The 15,221-nt window shown below is 71.1% G+C and carries 13 protein-coding genes, 1 tRNA gene and 2 pseudogenes; 3 read left to right on the top strand and 13 right to left on the bottom strand.

Annotation, left to right across the window (positions count from 1 at the left end; translation table 11 throughout):
* Nucleotides 1–4 precede the first annotated feature (4 nt).
* Nucleotides 5–988, bottom strand: coding sequence for a methyltransferase domain-containing protein (locus ACZ6BB_RS07990; protein ID WP_471614444.1), 984 nt, complete (start codon nucleotides 986–988; stop codon nucleotides 5–7).
* Nucleotides 989–1,120: 132 nt separating this feature from the next.
* Here ACZ6BB_RS07990 and ACZ6BB_RS07985 point away from each other — a divergent pair, with 132 nt between their 5' ends.
* Nucleotides 1,121–1,534: a globin gene (locus ACZ6BB_RS07985; protein ID WP_060907080.1), complete on the top strand. Its 414-nt coding sequence runs from the start codon at nucleotides 1,121–1,123 to the stop codon at nucleotides 1,532–1,534.
* Nucleotides 1,535–1,555: 21 nt separating this feature from the next.
* Here the strand turns inward: ACZ6BB_RS07985 and ACZ6BB_RS07980 are convergent, their stop codons facing one another.
* From ACZ6BB_RS07980 to ACZ6BB_RS07950, 7 genes are all read right to left on the bottom strand, one after another.
* Nucleotides 1,556–2,251: a DUF8010 domain-containing protein gene (locus ACZ6BB_RS07980; protein WP_471614443.1), complete on the bottom strand. Its 696-nt coding sequence runs from the start codon at nucleotides 2,249–2,251 to the stop codon at nucleotides 1,556–1,558.
* Complete coding sequence (locus tag ACZ6BB_RS07975; protein WP_471614442.1) at nucleotides 2,248–2,658, bottom strand: acyl-CoA thioesterase; 411 nt, start codon at nucleotides 2,656–2,658, stop codon at nucleotides 2,248–2,250. Before ACZ6BB_RS07975 ends, ACZ6BB_RS07980 begins: the two co-directional genes overlap by 4 nt.
* A gap of 2 nt (nucleotides 2,659–2,660) precedes the next feature.
* Complete coding sequence (gene ettA / locus ACZ6BB_RS07970; RefSeq protein ID WP_469078692.1) at nucleotides 2,661–4,325, bottom strand: energy-dependent translational throttle protein EttA; 1,665 nt, start codon at nucleotides 4,323–4,325, stop codon at nucleotides 2,661–2,663.
* Nucleotides 4,326–4,527: 202 nt separating this feature from the next.
* A complete protein-coding gene (locus tag ACZ6BB_RS07965; RefSeq protein WP_471614441.1) occupies nucleotides 4,528–5,961 on the bottom strand; it encodes a Cys-Gln thioester bond-forming surface protein in 1,434 nt (477 codons plus the stop codon).
* Between the two features lie 263 nt (nucleotides 5,962–6,224).
* On the bottom strand, nucleotides 6,225–6,704 hold the full coding sequence (locus ACZ6BB_RS07960) for a single-stranded DNA-binding protein (protein ID WP_471614440.1): 480 nt from the start codon (nucleotides 6,702–6,704) through the stop codon (nucleotides 6,225–6,227).
* A gap of 293 nt (nucleotides 6,705–6,997) precedes the next feature.
* Nucleotides 6,998–9,148, bottom strand: coding sequence for a YfjP family GTPase (locus ACZ6BB_RS07955; protein ID WP_471614439.1), 2,151 nt, complete (start codon nucleotides 9,146–9,148; stop codon nucleotides 6,998–7,000).
* Nucleotides 9,149–9,153: 5 nt separating this feature from the next.
* The gene (locus tag ACZ6BB_RS07950; RefSeq protein WP_471614438.1) at nucleotides 9,154–10,824 is read right to left on the bottom strand and encodes a dynamin family protein; all 1,671 of its coding nucleotides are present in this window, start codon (nucleotides 10,822–10,824) and stop codon (nucleotides 9,154–9,156) included.
* A gap of 272 nt (nucleotides 10,825–11,096) precedes the next feature.
* Between ACZ6BB_RS07950 and ACZ6BB_RS07945 the strand changes: the two genes are divergently transcribed.
* Nucleotides 11,097–11,169 (top strand) — tRNA-Arg (locus tag ACZ6BB_RS07945).
* A 181-nt stretch (nucleotides 11,170–11,350) separates the two neighbouring features.
* Here the strand turns inward: ACZ6BB_RS07945 and ACZ6BB_RS07940 are convergent.
* From ACZ6BB_RS07940 to ACZ6BB_RS07930, 3 genes and pseudogenes are all read right to left on the bottom strand, one after another.
* Nucleotides 11,351–11,905, bottom strand: coding sequence for a hypothetical protein (locus tag ACZ6BB_RS07940; RefSeq protein WP_471614437.1), 555 nt, complete (start codon nucleotides 11,903–11,905; stop codon nucleotides 11,351–11,353).
* A 166-nt stretch (nucleotides 11,906–12,071) separates the two neighbouring features.
* Nucleotides 12,072–12,386, bottom strand: a complete 315-nt coding sequence (locus ACZ6BB_RS07935) for a hypothetical protein (protein ID WP_471614436.1) — start codon at nucleotides 12,384–12,386, stop codon at nucleotides 12,072–12,074.
* Between the two features lie 12 nt (nucleotides 12,387–12,398).
* Nucleotides 12,399–12,675 (bottom strand): annotated as a pseudogene (locus tag ACZ6BB_RS07930) (hypothetical protein).
* A gap of 59 nt (nucleotides 12,676–12,734) precedes the next feature.
* Here ACZ6BB_RS07930 and ACZ6BB_RS07925 point away from each other — a divergent pair.
* Nucleotides 12,735–13,490, top strand: a complete 756-nt coding sequence (locus tag ACZ6BB_RS07925; RefSeq protein ID WP_471614435.1) for a GntR family transcriptional regulator — start codon at nucleotides 12,735–12,737, stop codon at nucleotides 13,488–13,490.
* A gap of 65 nt (nucleotides 13,491–13,555) precedes the next feature.
* Here the strand turns inward: ACZ6BB_RS07925 and ACZ6BB_RS07920 are convergent.
* Nucleotides 13,556–14,169, bottom strand: a pseudogene (locus ACZ6BB_RS07920) (transposase); the annotation flags it as partial.
* Nucleotides 14,170–14,173: 4 nt separating this feature from the next.
* Nucleotides 14,174–15,142, bottom strand: a complete 969-nt coding sequence (locus ACZ6BB_RS07915) for a GlxA family transcriptional regulator (protein ID WP_471614434.1) — start codon at nucleotides 15,140–15,142, stop codon at nucleotides 14,174–14,176.
* Between the last annotated feature and the right edge of the window lie 79 nt (nucleotides 15,143–15,221).

The raw sequence follows: 15,221 nt of genomic DNA, 5'->3' as shown, positions 1-15,221 counted from the left end.
TCCCTCAGTCCGGGAGAGGCCAGGCGTACGGCCCTTCCGGGTCGTCCAGCCATGCCCAGGCGCGGTCGCCGCGCACCGTGATGCCGTAGCGCTCGCGGGAAGGCATGCCCTCCCGCTGCCAGAGGGCGAGGGCCTCGTGCGGGTCGAGACTGCCCGCCGTCAGCGCGAGCAGGAAGCGGAAGAGCTCGTGGTCCCTGGCCCGGCTCGGCAGCCCGCCGAGATGCGGTTGCATCGTCTCCGGCTCGCTGCCCCCGCGCAGCGGCACGAAGTACGCCGACGTGTGCAGGAAGCGCCCCTCGGCCCGCTCCGCGTCCTCGACCCGCAGCCGCACCAGGCCGGTGGCCAGCGGCGTCAGGATGCGCGCACCGGGGTCGCACTGGGCGAGCCAGGCGCGCGGGATCGACGGCAGGGTGCAGGTCGCGATGATCCGGTCGTACGGCGCCCGCTCGGGCACCCCACGCGCCCCGTCCGCCGTGACGACCGTCGGGTGGTAGCCGGCGGCGTCCAGATGCCTGCGCGCCGCCTCCGTGATGTCGGCGTCGAGATCGACGGTCGTGACCAGGTCGTCCCCGAGCCGGTGCGCGAGCAGGGCGGCGTTGTACCCGGTGCCGGCACCGATCTCCAGCACCCGGTCGCCGTCCTCCACCTCCAGCTCGGCCAGCATCTTCGCCATCAGCGACGGCTGGCTGCTGGAGGAGATCAGCCGCCCGTCACGCAGCCGCGTGGCGAGCGGGGCGTCGGCGTACGCGCCGCGCACCCAGCGCTCGCGCCGCCTCGGGTCGCGTTCCTCGCCCCACAGCCGCTCGAAGCCGCCCACGGCGCTCACGTAGTAGTAGGGCACGAACAGGTGCCGGGGAACGCTCTCGAACGCCTTGCGCCACTGCGGGTCGGCGTCCCACGCCCCACTGGCCTCGATCTCGCGCACCAGCGCCGACCGGGCCTCGGCGGCGATACGTTCCAGGTCGTGATCCACAGCGTGCGTGCCCATACCTCCACTGTGCGGCCGGACGCCCCCGGAGGCGAGTACCACGCCGCATCGGACCGGAATCGACCGATCCGCTCGCCCGCTCCCAACAGAAGGGTCCTAAGCCTGGAGTCCTCCTCCCACGCGTCTGAGACCATGGGTGACGTGAATGAGATTCGGCGCGGCACGCTGCAGGAGCAGACCTTCTACGAGCAGGTCGGTGGCGAGGAGACCTTCCGGCGCCTCGTGCGCCGTTTCTACGAGGGCGTCGCCGAGGATCCGATCCTGCGACCCATGTATCCCGAGGAGGACCTGGGCCCGGCCGAGGACCGCCTCACGCTGTTCCTGATCCAGTACTGGGGCGGCCCCACCACGTACAGCGAGAACCGCGGCCATCCCCGGCTCCGTATGCGACACGCCCCCTTCACCGTCGACCGCGCCGCCCACGACGCCTGGCTGAAGCACATGCGCGACGCCGTCGACGAGCTCCGGCTCTCCGAGGAGCACGAGCGCATCCTGTGGAACTACCTCACGTACGCGGCCGCCTCGATGGTGAACGCCCCGGGCTGAGCCGGCCGGAGAAGCGCGGGGTCAGCGGACGCTGACGTCGAGCGCCCCGAGTCCCGCCCTGCGCACGGCGACCGACCCGTACGGCGTGCGCAGCCGCAGCCACGCGCCCGACGAGAAGAGTTCCGGCGACGCCTGCTCGGGCGCGCCGGCCGCCGTCCGCGCGGTGCGCAGGAAGCCGAGCGACTGGGCCGCGTGCACGGCCCGGACCGGCAGCGGGGTGTCCCCGACCGTACGGGACCAGATCTCCCGCCCGATCCGGTCGAGTTCGGCGCGTGTACGGCTCTCGGGCGGCAGCTCCTCGGTGCGGGAGCGGAACTCGCGTACCGCCGCGGAGACCATCGCCCTCAGCGCGTCCGGCGCCGGCAGCCCGGCCTCCGGCCGCCAGCCGCCGCGCGGGGGGAGCACTCCGGCCCACGGAGGCCCGGTCACCGCTCCCGGGACGACGGCCGTGCCGGCGGGCTCGTCGACGGACTCCAGGAGTTCACCGGCCGACACGGTCACGTCGAGCGTGACGTCGAGCCCGTTCTCGTACGGCTTGCCGAGGCGGGCGGTCCGGACGGCCAGGACCTCGAAGGAGGGTGGCCGGCCGAAGACGGCCAGTGCGGTGCCGGCCGCCTGGAGGCGCACCGCGGCTCCACGGTCGTAGTGGAGCAGCCGGGAGAGGAAGGCCGCGAGATCCGCAGCCTCCCCCTCGTCGGCGAGGTGGAGCACCGTCATGCGGCGACGGCCCTCTCCTCGTCGTCCCTGTACCCCTCCAGGAACTCGCGTTCCTCGGCGGTGATCCGGCGGGGCCGCTGGGTCGCGAAGTCGAACGGCACGATCACCGTCGAGGCCCGGACGTAGACCTGCTCCGGGTCCTTGACCTCGTAGGTGATCGTGAAGGACGCCGCTCGTATCTCCGTGACCCACAGCTCGATGTCCACCGGCTTGTGCCGGTGCACGAGCTGCCGCTTGTAGTCGATCTCGTGTCGCGCCACCACGGACCCCTGCTTGAAGTCCTTCTCCGGGCGGAACAGGAAGTCGATACGGGCTTCCTCCAGGTAGCGGAGGAAGACCACGTTGTTGACGTGGCCGTACGCGTCCATGTCCGCCCAGCGCAGCGGGCAGCGGTAGATGTGGCGCAAGATCAGCCCCGGGTCAGCTTCTTGTAGGTGGCGCGGTGCGGACGGGCGGCGTCCGGACCGAGTCGCTCGATCTTGTTCTTCTCGTACGACTCGTAGTTGCCCTCGAACCAGAACCACTTGGACTCGCCCTCGTAGGCGAGGATGTGGGTCGCCACCCGGTCCAGGAACCAGCGGTCGTGGGAGACGACCACGGCGCACCCGGGGAACTCCAGGAGCGCGTTCTCCAGCGACGACAGGGTCTCGACGTCGAGGTCGTTGGTCGGCTCGTCGAGGAGCAGCAGGTTGCCGCCGAGCTTGAGGGTGAGCGCCAGGTTGAGGCGGTTGCGCTCACCGCCGGAGAGCACCCCGGCCGGCTTCTGCTGGTCCGGGCCCTTGAAGCCGAACGCGGAGACGTAGGCGCGCGAGGGCATCTCGACCTGGCCGACGTTGATGTAGTCCAGTTCGTCGGAGACGACGGCCCACAGCGTCTTCTTGGGGTCGATGTTCTCGCGGCTCTGGTCGACGTAGGAGATCTTGACGGTCTCGCCGACCTTGATCGAACCGGAGTCGGGCTCCTCCAGACCCTGGATCATCTTGAAGAGGGTCGTCTTGCCGGCGCCGTTCGGGCCGATGATGCCCACGATGCCGTTGCGCGGCAGCGTGAAGGAGAGGTCGTCGATCAGGACCTTCTCGCCGAAGGCCTTGCTGAGGTTGTTGACCTCGACGACCACGCTGCCCAGGCGCGGGCCCGGCGGGATCTGGATCTCCTCGAAGTCCAGCTTCCGCATCTTGTCGGCCTCGGCCGCCATCTCCTCGTACCGGGCGAGACGGGCCTTGGACTTGGCCTGGCGGCCCTTGGCGTTGGAGCGGACCCACTCCAGTTCTTCCTTGAGCCGCTTGGCGCGCTTGGCGTCCTTCTGGCCCTCGACCTTGAGACGGGTCTGCTTGGTCTCCAGGTAGGTGGAGTAGTTGCCCTCGTAGCCGATCGCACGACCGCGGTCGAGCTCCAGGATCCAGCCCGCGACGTTGTCGAGGAAGTACCGGTCGTGGGTGACGGCGACGACGGTGCCGGGGTACTTCGCGAGGTGCTGCTCCAGCCACTGCACGGACTCGGCGTCCAGGTGGTTGGTGGGCTCGTCGAGCAGCAGCAGGTCGGGGGCTTCGAGCAGCAGCTTGCACAGGGCGACGCGGCGGCGCTCACCACCGGACAGGTTGGTGACGGGCCAGTCGCCGGGCGGGCAGCCCAGGGCGTCCATGGCCTGCTCCAGCTGGGTGTCGAGGTCCCAGGCGTTCGCGTGGTCCAGGTCCTCCTGGAGCTTGCCCATCTCGTCGAGGAGCGCGTCCGAGTAGTCGGTCGCCATGAGCTCCGCGACCTCGTTGAAGCGGTGGAGCTTGCCCATGATCTCGGCGGCGCCGTCCTGGACGTTCTGCAGGACCGTCTTCGACTCGTCCAGCGGCGGCTCCTGCAGGAGCATGCCGACGGTGTAGCCGGGCGACAGGAACGCGTCACCGTTGGAGGGCTGTTCGAGGCCCGCCATGATCTTGAGAACGGTGGACTTTCCGGCACCGTTCGGACCGACCACACCGATCTTCGCGCCGGGCAGGAAGCTCAGCGTGACGTCGTCAAGGATCACCTTGTCGCCGTGCGCCTTGCGTGTCTTGCGCATCGTGTAGATGTACTCAGCCAAGAGAAACCGTCCGGCAACTTGAAATCTGGCAGTGGGCAGTACCACCCATCTTGCCGCACGGCCAGCCCTCGACGGAAACCGGATGGTGAGGCCCCCTGACGAACGACTCGGCCCCGGCGCCCAGGGGGCGTGCCGGGGCCGCGTCGCACGCGTGTGTCATCGCGCGGTCACGCACTGTCGAGTTGTCAAGGAGCGCTGTCCCTCACGGGTTCCGGCGGCGGAGAAGGATCATCACCGCGCCGCCGATCACGACCAGTCCGATGGCGATGCCGCCGATCACCGGGGTGGCGCCGGAGCTGCCGGTCTCGGCGAGGTCGGTGGCGGTGTCGGCGGCCTCGCCCCCGCCCACCGTCGCCGGGCTCGGCTCGCTCAGGGTCTGGACCGAGTCCCCACCGGCACCGGCCGCGGTCTCCGTCCGGCAGTCCAGCACGCCCCGGAACCGCTTCGCGAGGCCGCTCGGCCCTTCGATCGTGAAGTCGTACGCCTGGTCCTCCTGCAGGGGGATCGTCACCGTGCGGGTCTCGCCCGCCTCGATGGTGTAGGTGATCCCCATCAGTTCGAAGGTGAAGGGCTCGTCGCCCTCGTTGGCGGCGGTGAGGTCCAGGCCGCCCGCGGCGCAGTTCTTCTCGGCGGACAGGGCCGGTATCGCGCCCTTCCCGGCCCAGTGGGCGGTCGCCGTCGCTGTGACCGTGGACTCGCTGGAGCCGGCGAGGATCTGGGTCTGGCTGCGGGTCTCGGAGGCGAAGGCGCGCCCGACCGGCACGGTCGTCGATGCCTGCACGGTCAGCTCGGCCGAGCCGTCCGCGGCCTTCTCGGGCACCTCGAAGTACAGCTCGCTGCCGTCCCCGGCCGAGGTCACGGCCTCGCCCTTCGCGTCGACGACCTGCACACCGTCCGCCGTGGCGTCCGACGGCGGGGTCACGGTCACGCCGTCCGCGTTGGTGTGCACCGTGACGGGGCCGAGCCGCTCACCGGGCCGGCCGGAGACCGCCGACGTGTCGAGGGTCAGGGAGGCGGTCGGTTCCGCCAGGTCCCGCGCGTTCTTCTCCAGGTAGTCCGCGAGCTTCTCGGCCTCCGGGTCCAGGGCCGTCACCTCGGCCCCGTCCGAGTACCGCCAGATCGCGACCTGGGTCCCGGTGGCCGCGTCCTCCTCGGTGAGCCCGTCGGCCCCGGCCTTGGCGGCGAGTGCCGCGAGGTCGTTCACCTGCGGATAGGAGTTCTGCAGGATCCAGCGGATCCTGCCCGCCTGCTTGTTGGCGCCGAGAGAGGTGCCGCTCCAGGGGGTCTCCCGGTACTCGGCGTCCTTCTGCGTCGGGTTCTGGACGTCGACGCAGTAGGTCTGCAGGGTGCCACCGTCGTCGACGAACATCTCGAACAGCCCTGCGGGAAGCTGCTGTTCCTGGCCGTCCTCGGTCCGGAGCACGGCCGTTCCGAACGTCTTGAGGCCGTCCATGGTCGCCGTGGCCCCGCCCGAACTCCGCGCCGTGTCCTCGGCGGCGGCCGGGCCCGCGGTGACGACCGCGCCCGCGACGACCAGGCCGGACGCGAGTGACACGGCGGCGAGGCGGGCCGCCCCTCGCCTGCGGGCGGCCCACCCGGACCACCCGGAGAACGACGCCGAGAACGAAGAAAGCACAGAATTTCCCTTCGAGCAGGACCCGTTGACGTGGGGGGTTGTGGTCCCACCAGCAGAATCAGAAGCCCCGTGAGCTATGCCCGGCATCCTAGGGACGAGGCGCACCACCTTTCCCAGTCGTATCGTCGGACAACCGATCCGAATCGGAATCGTTATCGCGTGCACAGCCCACGAACAGCTCTTGTCGACAAATCACTCAGGTGTGCACACGGACCCTTCACCTCTCGTGCGCCGATACCCCACGCCCCGCGGTCGGAGTGACGTCACGTCACCCCGGCCGGTTCCGGACCGAGTTCGGCGGCGGGGTCGAATCGGCCCCCGGGCGGCGATGTCTCCCAGTTCGGCTCCGGCAGGGACGGGGTTCGGCCGGCCGCCGACGCCTCTCCCCGGGGCGTCCGCCGGAACGCCGATGTGCCCCGCGAGAGATCGTGGCCGATCGCGACCGCGTCGACGTCCGCCGAGGCCCAGCTCTGCCCGTCCCGCTGCTCGGTGCGCACCTTCAACCGCCCCTGCACCACCACCGGATCACCCAGCGACACGGACGACGCCACGTTGGCGGCGAGCGTGCGCCGCGCCCACACGGTGAAGAAGTTGGTGTGACCGTCGGTCCACTCGTTCTTCTCCCGGTCCCAGTACCGCGAGGTCACCGCCAGCCGGAACCGGGCCGACGAACCCGTCGACAACTCCCGGCAGACCGGCTGGGTCGCCACGTTCCCCACCACACACACCATCGTCTCGTTCATCTCGCGAACCCCTCCTTGACGCCGGCCCCGAGGCCGGCGCCGACCGGACACGCGTACGGGCCCGTCCCGTACGGCTGCTGCGTCTGTCGTGCGGCGGTGCCGTGATCGCCGCGTGTTCAGACTGCCGCCGTCGGGACGAGCCCGCCGAGCCCTGTGCACTACCCACCGGTTGTGGACAACTCCGTCACCCGACGGGGTGAAGCACCCCCGTGGAGGCCGCCGCTCACTCCACCGGCGCCACCCCGTGGAGGCCGCCCCTCACCCCACCGGAGTCACCCCATGGAAGCCGCCCCTCACCCCACCGGCGCCGCCCCCAGCACCCGCCCGTACTGCTCCCGCACCTCCCGGTACCGCAGCAGTTCGGCGGCCACCGGATCCAGCACCCGGGCCCGGCCGCACCCGGCGGCGGCCTCCCGCAGCCGCCGTTCCGCCTCCTGGCCGTACCGCCGTGCCGGACCGCGCGCGGCCATACGGCAGCCCCACTCGACGGCCGGCCCGCCGACGATGCCGATCACCATCAACAGCACCGGCACCCCGAGATTCGGTGTCATGAAGCCGATGATCTGCCCCAGCAGCCACAGACCGCCGACGACCTGGAGCAGGGTCATCGACGCCTGCGCGAGCACCGCGGCGGGCCACCAGCCCGGCCGCGGCGGACGCCCCGTCGGCGCCCCGACCCGCACGGCAAGCTCGTCCAGCGCCTCGGGCAGCCCCTGCGCCCCCCGCACGGCCGCCTCGCGCACCGACTGGGCCCAGGGCGCGGGCAGTCCCGCCGCGGCGCGCTCCGACAGCGTGCGCACCGCCTGCTCGACGCGCTGACGCGCGGTGGACTCGTCGTCCACAGGTGCCCCTAGGGCGAGCCGCCCGGTAGGGGGTTCGCCACGGCCCTGGTACCACCGCCACAGCCGTAGCCAGGGGGTACCGCACGCGCGATTGGCGTGGCGCAGCCAGAGGCGTTCGGCGGCCTCGCCCGCGGCGGTGGCGCCGACGGCGTCCGCGAGCCGCGCGGCGAACTCGTCCCGGGCCCGCTCGCTGAGCCCCACGCGCCGCTGGTTCGCGTACACGGGCCACAGCCGCGCGGCCGCCGCGTCCAGATCGGCGCGCACCCGGCGGGCGGGGGCGCCCCGCTCGGCCACGAACTGCCCCAGCGTGTCGCGCAGTTCCCCCACACCGTCCCCGGTGAGCGCGGACAGCGCGAGCACGGTGGCACCCGGTTCGCCGTGCTCCCCCAGGGCGATCCCGTCCTCGTCGAGCAGTCGCCGCAGATCGTCCAGCACCTGGTGGGCGGCCTCCCCGGGCAGCCGGTCCACCTGGTTGAGGACGACGAACATGACCTCCGCATGACCGGCCAGGGGCCGCAGATAGCGCTCGTGGAGGACGGCGTCGGCGTACTTCTCCGGGTCGACGACCCAGATGACCGCGTCCACGAGGGCCAGGATCCGGTCCACCTGCTCCCGGTGCTGCACCGCCGCCGAGTCGTGGTCGGGCAGGTCCACCAGCACGAGCCCGCGCAGCTGGGCCTCCGCCTCCGGGCTCTGCAGCGGCCGCCGCCGCAGCCGCCCCGGAATGCCCAGCCGGTCGATGAGACTCGCCGCTCCGTCGCTCCAGCTGCACGCGATGGGCGCGGCCGTGGTGGGCCGGCGTACGCCCGTCTCCGAGATCGTCACCCCCGCGAGGGAGTTGAACAGCATCGACTTGCCGCTTCCGGTGGCGCCCGCGATGGCGACGACCGTGTGCTGCCCCGAGAGCCTGCGCCGGGCCGCGGCCTCGTCCAGCACCCGTCCGGCCTCCGCCAGGGTCGTGCTGTCCAGCCGCGTGCGGGACGCCCCCACGAGTTCCCGCAGCGCGTCGAGCCGCGACCTCAGGCGCCCGTCGTACGCGAGCGGGGCCGGCTGGGCCACCGGGGCCCTGTTCTCCACGCCCGGAGGCCGCTCGGTGGCCCCCGCCTCCGTGACCCGCCGCGCGATGAGCCCGTCGTCCCACGGGTCGCCGGGCTCGGCCCGCGTGGACGGTTCACCGGACGCACCATCGGTCGGATCACCCGGTGAACCACCCGCCGAACGATCGCACGGACCGCCGGACGGACCACCGGAGGCGCCACCACCGGACGCGCCACCACCGGAACGGTCGGGCACGCGCGCGTGGGCGTCGTTCTCGCCCCGGGCACGGTGCTCGCCGCCCGGCCCGGCCGGTGCGTCGGCGACCCGGCCCGGCACAGCCGCGTGCCTCTCCTCGAACCGCGCGCCCGGGGCCCTCTCCGACGGCCCCCAGTCAGTGCTCCTCGGGTGCCCTTCCCCTTCCCCGGCACCGGCGGAACGACCGGCCCCGCCCTCCACGGACTTCCTGTCGCCCGTCCAATCACTCGTCCTCTCGGCCGTCCTGTCGTCACCCTTGTCGGGGACGTCGTCTCCGGTCTGATCCGTGTGGTCAGTGACGGCGGTCACGGCGCTCACCTCTCCTTCTGCAGTACGGACAGGGCGGCGATGAGTTCGGCCTGTGGTTCGGGGTGCACGTCGAGTGCGTCGAGCGGGGCGAGACGGCGTTCGCGCTCGGTGTCGAGGGCCCTCTCCAGGTACTCGGTGAGCAGCCGTCCGCCCCGGTCACGCAGCCGCAGCGCGCCGTGCGCCCCGATCCGCTCGGCGAGCCCCTCACCCGCGGACCGCGCCCGCCGGCCGCCCAGCAGGGCCGTGGCGCCCAGCGCGGCCACCGCCTCCACGTCCGGCGCGACGCTCCGGTCGAGGCCGCGCACCTCTTCCTCGGCGTACTCCTCCAGGACGCGCCGCCAGCGTCGTACGGTGATCCCGATCCGGTCCTCGACTCTCTCGCGCGCGGCGTCACGTTCCGTCAGCCCGGCGGCCACGGCGGCCGGTTCGCGGCGCCAGGTCTCGCCGATCCGCTCGTCGGCGGCGGTGACGGCGCAGAGCAGCAGGGTGCCGAGGCTTTCGACGAGGGCGTCGAGCAGTTCACCGGCGGTGCAGTCGAGCGGGTAGCTGCGCCACCGTTTGAGGGCGTCCCCCGCGAGCACCGCCCCCGCCTGCAGACGGCCCTTCACGCGCGCGTACTCGCTGTCGTACGCCGTGTCGACGGCGGCGGTGAGCCGCAGGGCGGTGGAGTACTGCTGGGCCGCCGCGCTCGCCAGCTCGGGCATCCGGGACCTCAGCGAGTCGAGGACCCCGTGCGCCGTGCGGGCCACGGTCTCGTGCCGGGCTGCCGGGTCGGTCGCCTGCTGGACGAGCCAGGCCCGCAGCGGAGCGACGGCGGTGCCCGGCAGCAGCCCCCCGCCCCAGGCGGACTCGGGCAGCTCGGGCACGGTGAACCTCGGCACGTCGCCGAGCCCGGCCTTGGTCAGCAGCGCCCCGTACTGCCGGGAGACCTCGGACACCACCTGGTGGGGCACCCGGTCGAGCACGGTGACCAGGGTCGCCCGGTGTTCCTTCGCGGACCGCAGCAGATGCCACGGCACGGCGTCGGCGTAGCGGGAGGCCGTGGTGACCATCACCCAGATGTCGGCGGCGCAGATCAGTTCGGCGGCGAGTACGCGGTTGTCGGCGTCCAGGGAGTCGACGTCGGGCGCGTCGAGCAGGGCGAGACCGGGCGGAAGGCTGTCGGCGGTCTCGACGCGCAGGACGCGCTCGCCCTTCTTGCCGCCGTCCCCGTCCGGCGGGAACGACTCGTCGTCCGGATCCTGGCCTGGCTCCCGCTGCGGCAGCCAGGCGCGGGTGAGGTGGGGCAGGACCCGCATCCCGCTGAACCAGTGGTGGTCCTCGGGATGACAGATCAGTACGGGCGTACGGGTCGTCGGCCGCAGCACGCCGGCCTCGCTGACCTTCCGCCCCACCAGGGAGTTGACGAGAGTGGACTTGCCGGCTCCGGTCGACCCCCCGACCACGGCCAGCAACGGCGCTTCGGGTTGCCGCAACCGGGGCACCAGATAATCGTCGAGTTGCGCGAGCAGTTCGTCGCGGTTGGCACGCGCGCGCGGGGCCCCTGCCAGGGGCAGCGGGAAGCGCGCGGCGGCGACACGGTCGCGCAGGGCGGAGAGCGCGTCGAGCAGCTGAGGCCGTACGTCCAAGGTCACCACATGCGAAGAATGCCCAATTTTGGGGACATTCTGAAGCATATAAGTACGCCTGCGCGCCGAGCGGACACAGAGGGACGGAAGGGACGAGAGGGGCGCAGGCATAACGAGTGCACAACATGCGGGGTCCGAGCCGCGAAAAGAGGTGCACGATTCGTACCTGCCTGCGATTATCAGGACCGCTTCACCGAACCTCCACATTGAGCCACGGAGGCGAAGCAACAGGGGCAAGGACTCGGGAGCCCTATCCTTGTCCCCGGCGACGTCACGGATCCGCCCACACCCGGGCACCAGGACAGAGGCCACCACACCCGGCCCCCGTAGCTCAGTGGATAGAGCAGGCGCCTTCTAAGCGCTTGGCCGCAGGTTCGAGTCCTGCCGGGGGCGCAAGTCTCCGCCCTCCCTTTGGGGAGGGCTTTTTGCTGGTCAGGGCGGGTGTCGGCCGACCCGCCGAAGCCTCGGACGCCCTCTTGGTGATCAAGGGCGGGCTCCGGGGCCGTCCGGCTGTTACCGGGTTTTTGCGGGTGGCCGTGTCGACTACGTGTCGAGGTTTCTGCGGGCCGCGAGGTCAGTCGGCGGACGGCCGCTCAGGAAGATCTCCGGCAGTTTCGAGCCGCCTCTGCAGGTCGGGCAGCTGGCCCTCGACGCAGCGGGCGTAGGTCGCCAGGAGCACGGCAACACTGTTTCCGGCCCACTCGGCCACCTGGGCGGGTGGAATCCCGTCGTTCAGCCACTTCGTCAGGCGCGTGTTCCGGTTGTCGTAGACACGCCGTCCGGTGGGTGACTCGAAGACGTGCGGGGGCAGTACGGTCTTTCGAGCGTTGCGCCACGCTCGACGGATGACGGAACCGGCGAGGATGCCGCCCGACTCGCCTTGGAACAGCAGGGCACCTGGCTTGAGCTTTTCGTCCTCGATGTGCTGCCGCAGGATGCGCGTGAGGGCAGGATGCCCCGGGACAGTGCGGGTCTCACCCTCCGCACGGCCTTTCAGGTCGCGTTGTTCGTGGATCTCCCCCGTGTCTGTCCACTGCTTTCCGACCTCGGGGGTCGCGGTGTGGATCAGCAGCTCGCACCACTGGTCGGCAGCGTCGGGCTCGGGCAGGGTCACGTCCTCCACTCGCATCGCTACGGCCTCCTCGGGCCGGGGACCGCAGTAGTACAGCGAGGCGAAGAAGGCGTGAAGTCGCTCGCCGCCGCGTGGCCGGCGCGGTGCGTGCCGATCTGGCAAGCAGCCGAGCGGTACGACGTAGCTGATCCGTCCGGGCCAAGAGTCTGCCGCCGCGAGGACGTCACTGAACCCCCAAGAGATTCGACCAGGCGTCGGTCGGCAGGTAGGGAGCAATGACGACCGTCGGATGCCGTCGGGTGCGTTTTTCTCGCGCCAGCACGTACGGACGGACGAGTTCGCTGTCCTCGCCCCTGAGCAAGTGCCGATGGCTCGGCTCGTCGACGGCCTGCGCGGGGGCGCCTGACGGCTCGTCAGCGAATGCCAGGGAAACAGGGGCGATCGGTGGCCGCGAGGGCCTTAAGGTGCGGCGGTGCCTGCCCTTGGGGACATGCCGCGCTCTGGCGAGGGCAACGGCGCGACGGATACGGTTGAGCATGCTGGTCAGCTCCTATCGCTGATGGCTCGGTCCCCCGACATCGCCCGTCGCGGGGACCGCTTTGCGTACGACCGCCCAGAGGGTGCGGTCGTTCAGGCTGGTGGCGAGCAGCCCGAATTGATCGGCCTCGGCCACCGCTTCCAGGACCTCCCGCCATAAGTCGGAGGAGAGAGACTCCGACACTGCTGCTTCCACCGACGTGTGCCGGTCGTGCTCCTCCATGCGCGCGGGAAGCCCGAGGTCGGACAGCCGGGCAGCGATGGCTGCCGCGAACTCCCGAAGCGGGCACAGGGCAGCCTCCGTTACCGGCTATCACTTTCAGTGAAGCTAGTGGACTAGATTTTCCATATGCCTGAGCAGCCGCCCTACCTCCGCATCGCCGACGAACTCCGGCGGCGGATCGCGGAGCACGTATGGGAGCCCGGTGACCGCCTGCCGTCACGCGCCCAGATCGGACAGGAGTGCGGCGTGGGCGAGAACGTGGTCCGCCGGGCTCAGGAGCTGCTGATTTCCCAAGGTGTGCTTGAGGGACGCGCCGGTTCGGGCACGTACGTCGCCGAGCCCCGACAGCGGGTCCGGGTCGTCCGGTCATCAGCGCGGGAGCAGCCCAGCGGATCACCCTTCCGGGCAGACATGAAGGCCCTGGGAGGACAAGGCGATTGGGAAAGCCGGACCGAGGCCAAGGTGCCGGCTCCGGCGGACATCGCTGCGCGGCTCGGCCTCGCCGAGGGCGACCTGTGCGTCCGGACCGCGTACGAGTTCCTTGCCGACGGCAGGCCGGTGCAGCTGTCCACGAGTTGGGAGCCGTACGACCTCACCGCCGGCACTCTCGTCGTCCTCCCCGAGGGAGGGCCGCACGCCGGGGCAGGAGTCGTGAACCGCATGGCCGCGATCGGCATCACCGTCAGCCACGCCGTAGAGCAACCGGAGCCGAGGCAGGCGACCGCCGAAGAGGCGTCACTGCTCGGTATTCAGAAGGCCGCTCTCGTCACGCACATCCGGCGGACGTACTACAGCGATGAAGGGAGGCCCGTGGAAACGGCAGACATCGTGGTGCCCGCAGCTCACTGCGAAATCGTCTACGAGATCCCGATCAACCGCTAAGTGCTGTCCCGTAAATGATCTCCGAGTTGCCTCGGGCAGGGCTTGCCACGGTGCGGCTCGTTGGCCTATCCGGCGACGGCGAGGTTGTGCATGCGGGCGATGCCGAGCATGGCGTGGTGGACGCCTTCGCCCTTGAGGCGGCAGTCGCGGAGGATCTTCCACGTCTTCATGCGCGCGAAGACGTGCTCGACGCGGGCCCGGACCTGCTTGTGTGACTTGTTGTGGTCCTCTTTCCAGTCCGGGAGTGCGGTCTGGCCGCGCTCGCGGCGGTGCGGGATGACAAGTCCGGTGCCCGGGTAGCCACCGTCGGCGATGGTGAGGGCTTGCCGACGGCGGCTTTGGCGCCGGATTCCTCCCACGCCTTGCAGTCGTTGCGGTTGCCAGCGAGCGGCCGGCCCAGCACGACGACCCGGCGGGTGTCGGCGTCGATGACGACCTGGTGATTGGTGGAGTAGCGGTAGTTTTTCGACTGCGCGGCGATGGTGTGGTCGCGGGTCGGCACAAGGGTGCCGTCCACGATGAGCACGGTGTCCTTGGCGAACCGCTTTCGGGGCTGGAGAGCGAGCATGGGCCCGAGGTGATCGATGATCCGGTCAGCCGCCGACTTGGAGACCCCGAACAACGGGGCGAGCTGGCGCATCGTCAGATTCGTGCGCCAGTACGCCACGACCAGCAGTGCGCCTTTAGCCCGCCTGCCGCACAGCGGCCCGGTAGCGCGACGGCGGGATCCCGTACCGCCCGGAGAATGCTTGCCGCAGCGCCTCCGCGCTGCCGAATCCGCAGCGGGCCGCCACGGCCGCCATCGGCAACGCGGTTGAGGCGAGCAGCTGCGCCGCAGCCTCCGTCCGGGCAAGCCGGACGTACCGACCCGGCGCCTGCCCCAGATGGTCCGCGAACAGCCGGGTGAGATGACGCGGCGTCACCCTTGCCCGTGCGGCCAGCGCCTTCGTGCTCAGATCGGCGTTCGGGTGCGCAGCGATGTGCTCGACGAGGCCCCTGACCAGTTCGTCACGCGGCGCCGGAGATGCCGTGAACAGGCTCATCTGCGCCTGGTTGCCAGGCCGTTGCAGATAGACGACCAGGTCCCGGGCCACTTGGCGCGCCAGTTCGGGGCCATGGTCCTCCTCGATGAACGCGAGCGTGAGGTCCAGGGCGCTGGTGACCCCCGCCGCCGTGTAGACGTTCCCGTCGCGGATGTAGATCGGCGCGGAGTCAATGGTGACCTCCGGGTGCTGGTCGGCAAGCCGGCGTGCGTATCGCCAGTGCGTGGTCGCCCGCCGCCCGTCGAGCAGCCCGGCGGCGGCCAGGACCCCCGCCCCCGTGCACACCGACGCCACCCGGCGGCTCTCCTTCGCGAGCCGCCGGACGTGCCCCACGAGCCGCGGATCGGCCGCCGCCCGCTCGAAACCCACCCCGCCCGACACGATCAGGGTGTCCAGCGGGCCGACGAGCCGTTCAAGCGGTTGATCGCTCCCCAGCGTGAGCCCTGTGCCGCAGACGAGCGGACCGCCTCCCGGCCCGACCACACGCACCCGGTACGGCACGGCCGGCACGCCGATCCCATTGGCCATGGCCAGGGGCGTGGTGACACACGCGATGTCCAGCAGTTCGGCCGCCTCGTACCCGACCACCACCATCAGCCGCTCCGCCATGCGGCGACCCTATGCCGGAAGGACGAGTACCCCAAGGGATCGGACATCGTTCCGGCAGGCCGTACCCCGGCGGTCCGTA

Source organism: Streptomyces sp. NPDC041108 (assembly GCF_055592645.1).
The sequence above is the reverse complement of the archived record's forward strand: the minus strand, read 5'-3'. Positions and strand labels throughout refer to the sequence as shown.

Excerpts from the sequence above, each read along its gene's own strand:
- ACZ6BB_RS07990 (WP_471614444.1), bottom strand. The coding sequence starts at position 988 with ATGGGCACGCACGCTGTGGATCACGACCTGGAACGTATCGCCGCCGAG.
- ACZ6BB_RS07985 (WP_060907080.1), top strand. The coding sequence starts at position 1,121 with ATGGGTGACGTGAATGAGATTCGGCGCGGCACGCTGCAGGAGCAGACC.
- ACZ6BB_RS07980 (WP_471614443.1), bottom strand. The coding sequence starts at position 2,251 with ATGACGGTGCTCCACCTCGCCGACGAGGGGGAGGCTGCGGATCTCGCG.
- ACZ6BB_RS07960 (WP_471614440.1), bottom strand. The coding sequence starts at position 6,704 with ATGAACGAGACGATGGTGTGTGTGGTGGGGAACGTGGCGACCCAGCCG.
- ACZ6BB_RS07950 (WP_471614438.1), bottom strand. The coding sequence starts at position 10,824 with ATGCTTCAGAATGTCCCCAAAATTGGGCATTCTTCGCATGTGGTGACC.
- ACZ6BB_RS07940 (WP_471614437.1), bottom strand. The coding sequence starts at position 11,905 with ATGCGAGTGGAGGACGTGACCCTGCCCGAGCCCGACGCTGCCGACCAG.
- ACZ6BB_RS07935 (WP_471614436.1), bottom strand. The coding sequence starts at position 12,386 with ATGCTCAACCGTATCCGTCGCGCCGTTGCCCTCGCCAGAGCGCGGCAT.
- ACZ6BB_RS07925 (WP_471614435.1), top strand. The coding sequence starts at position 12,735 with ATGCCTGAGCAGCCGCCCTACCTCCGCATCGCCGACGAACTCCGGCGG.
- ACZ6BB_RS07915 (WP_471614434.1), bottom strand. The coding sequence starts at position 15,142 with ATGGCGGAGCGGCTGATGGTGGTGGTCGGGTACGAGGCGGCCGAACTG.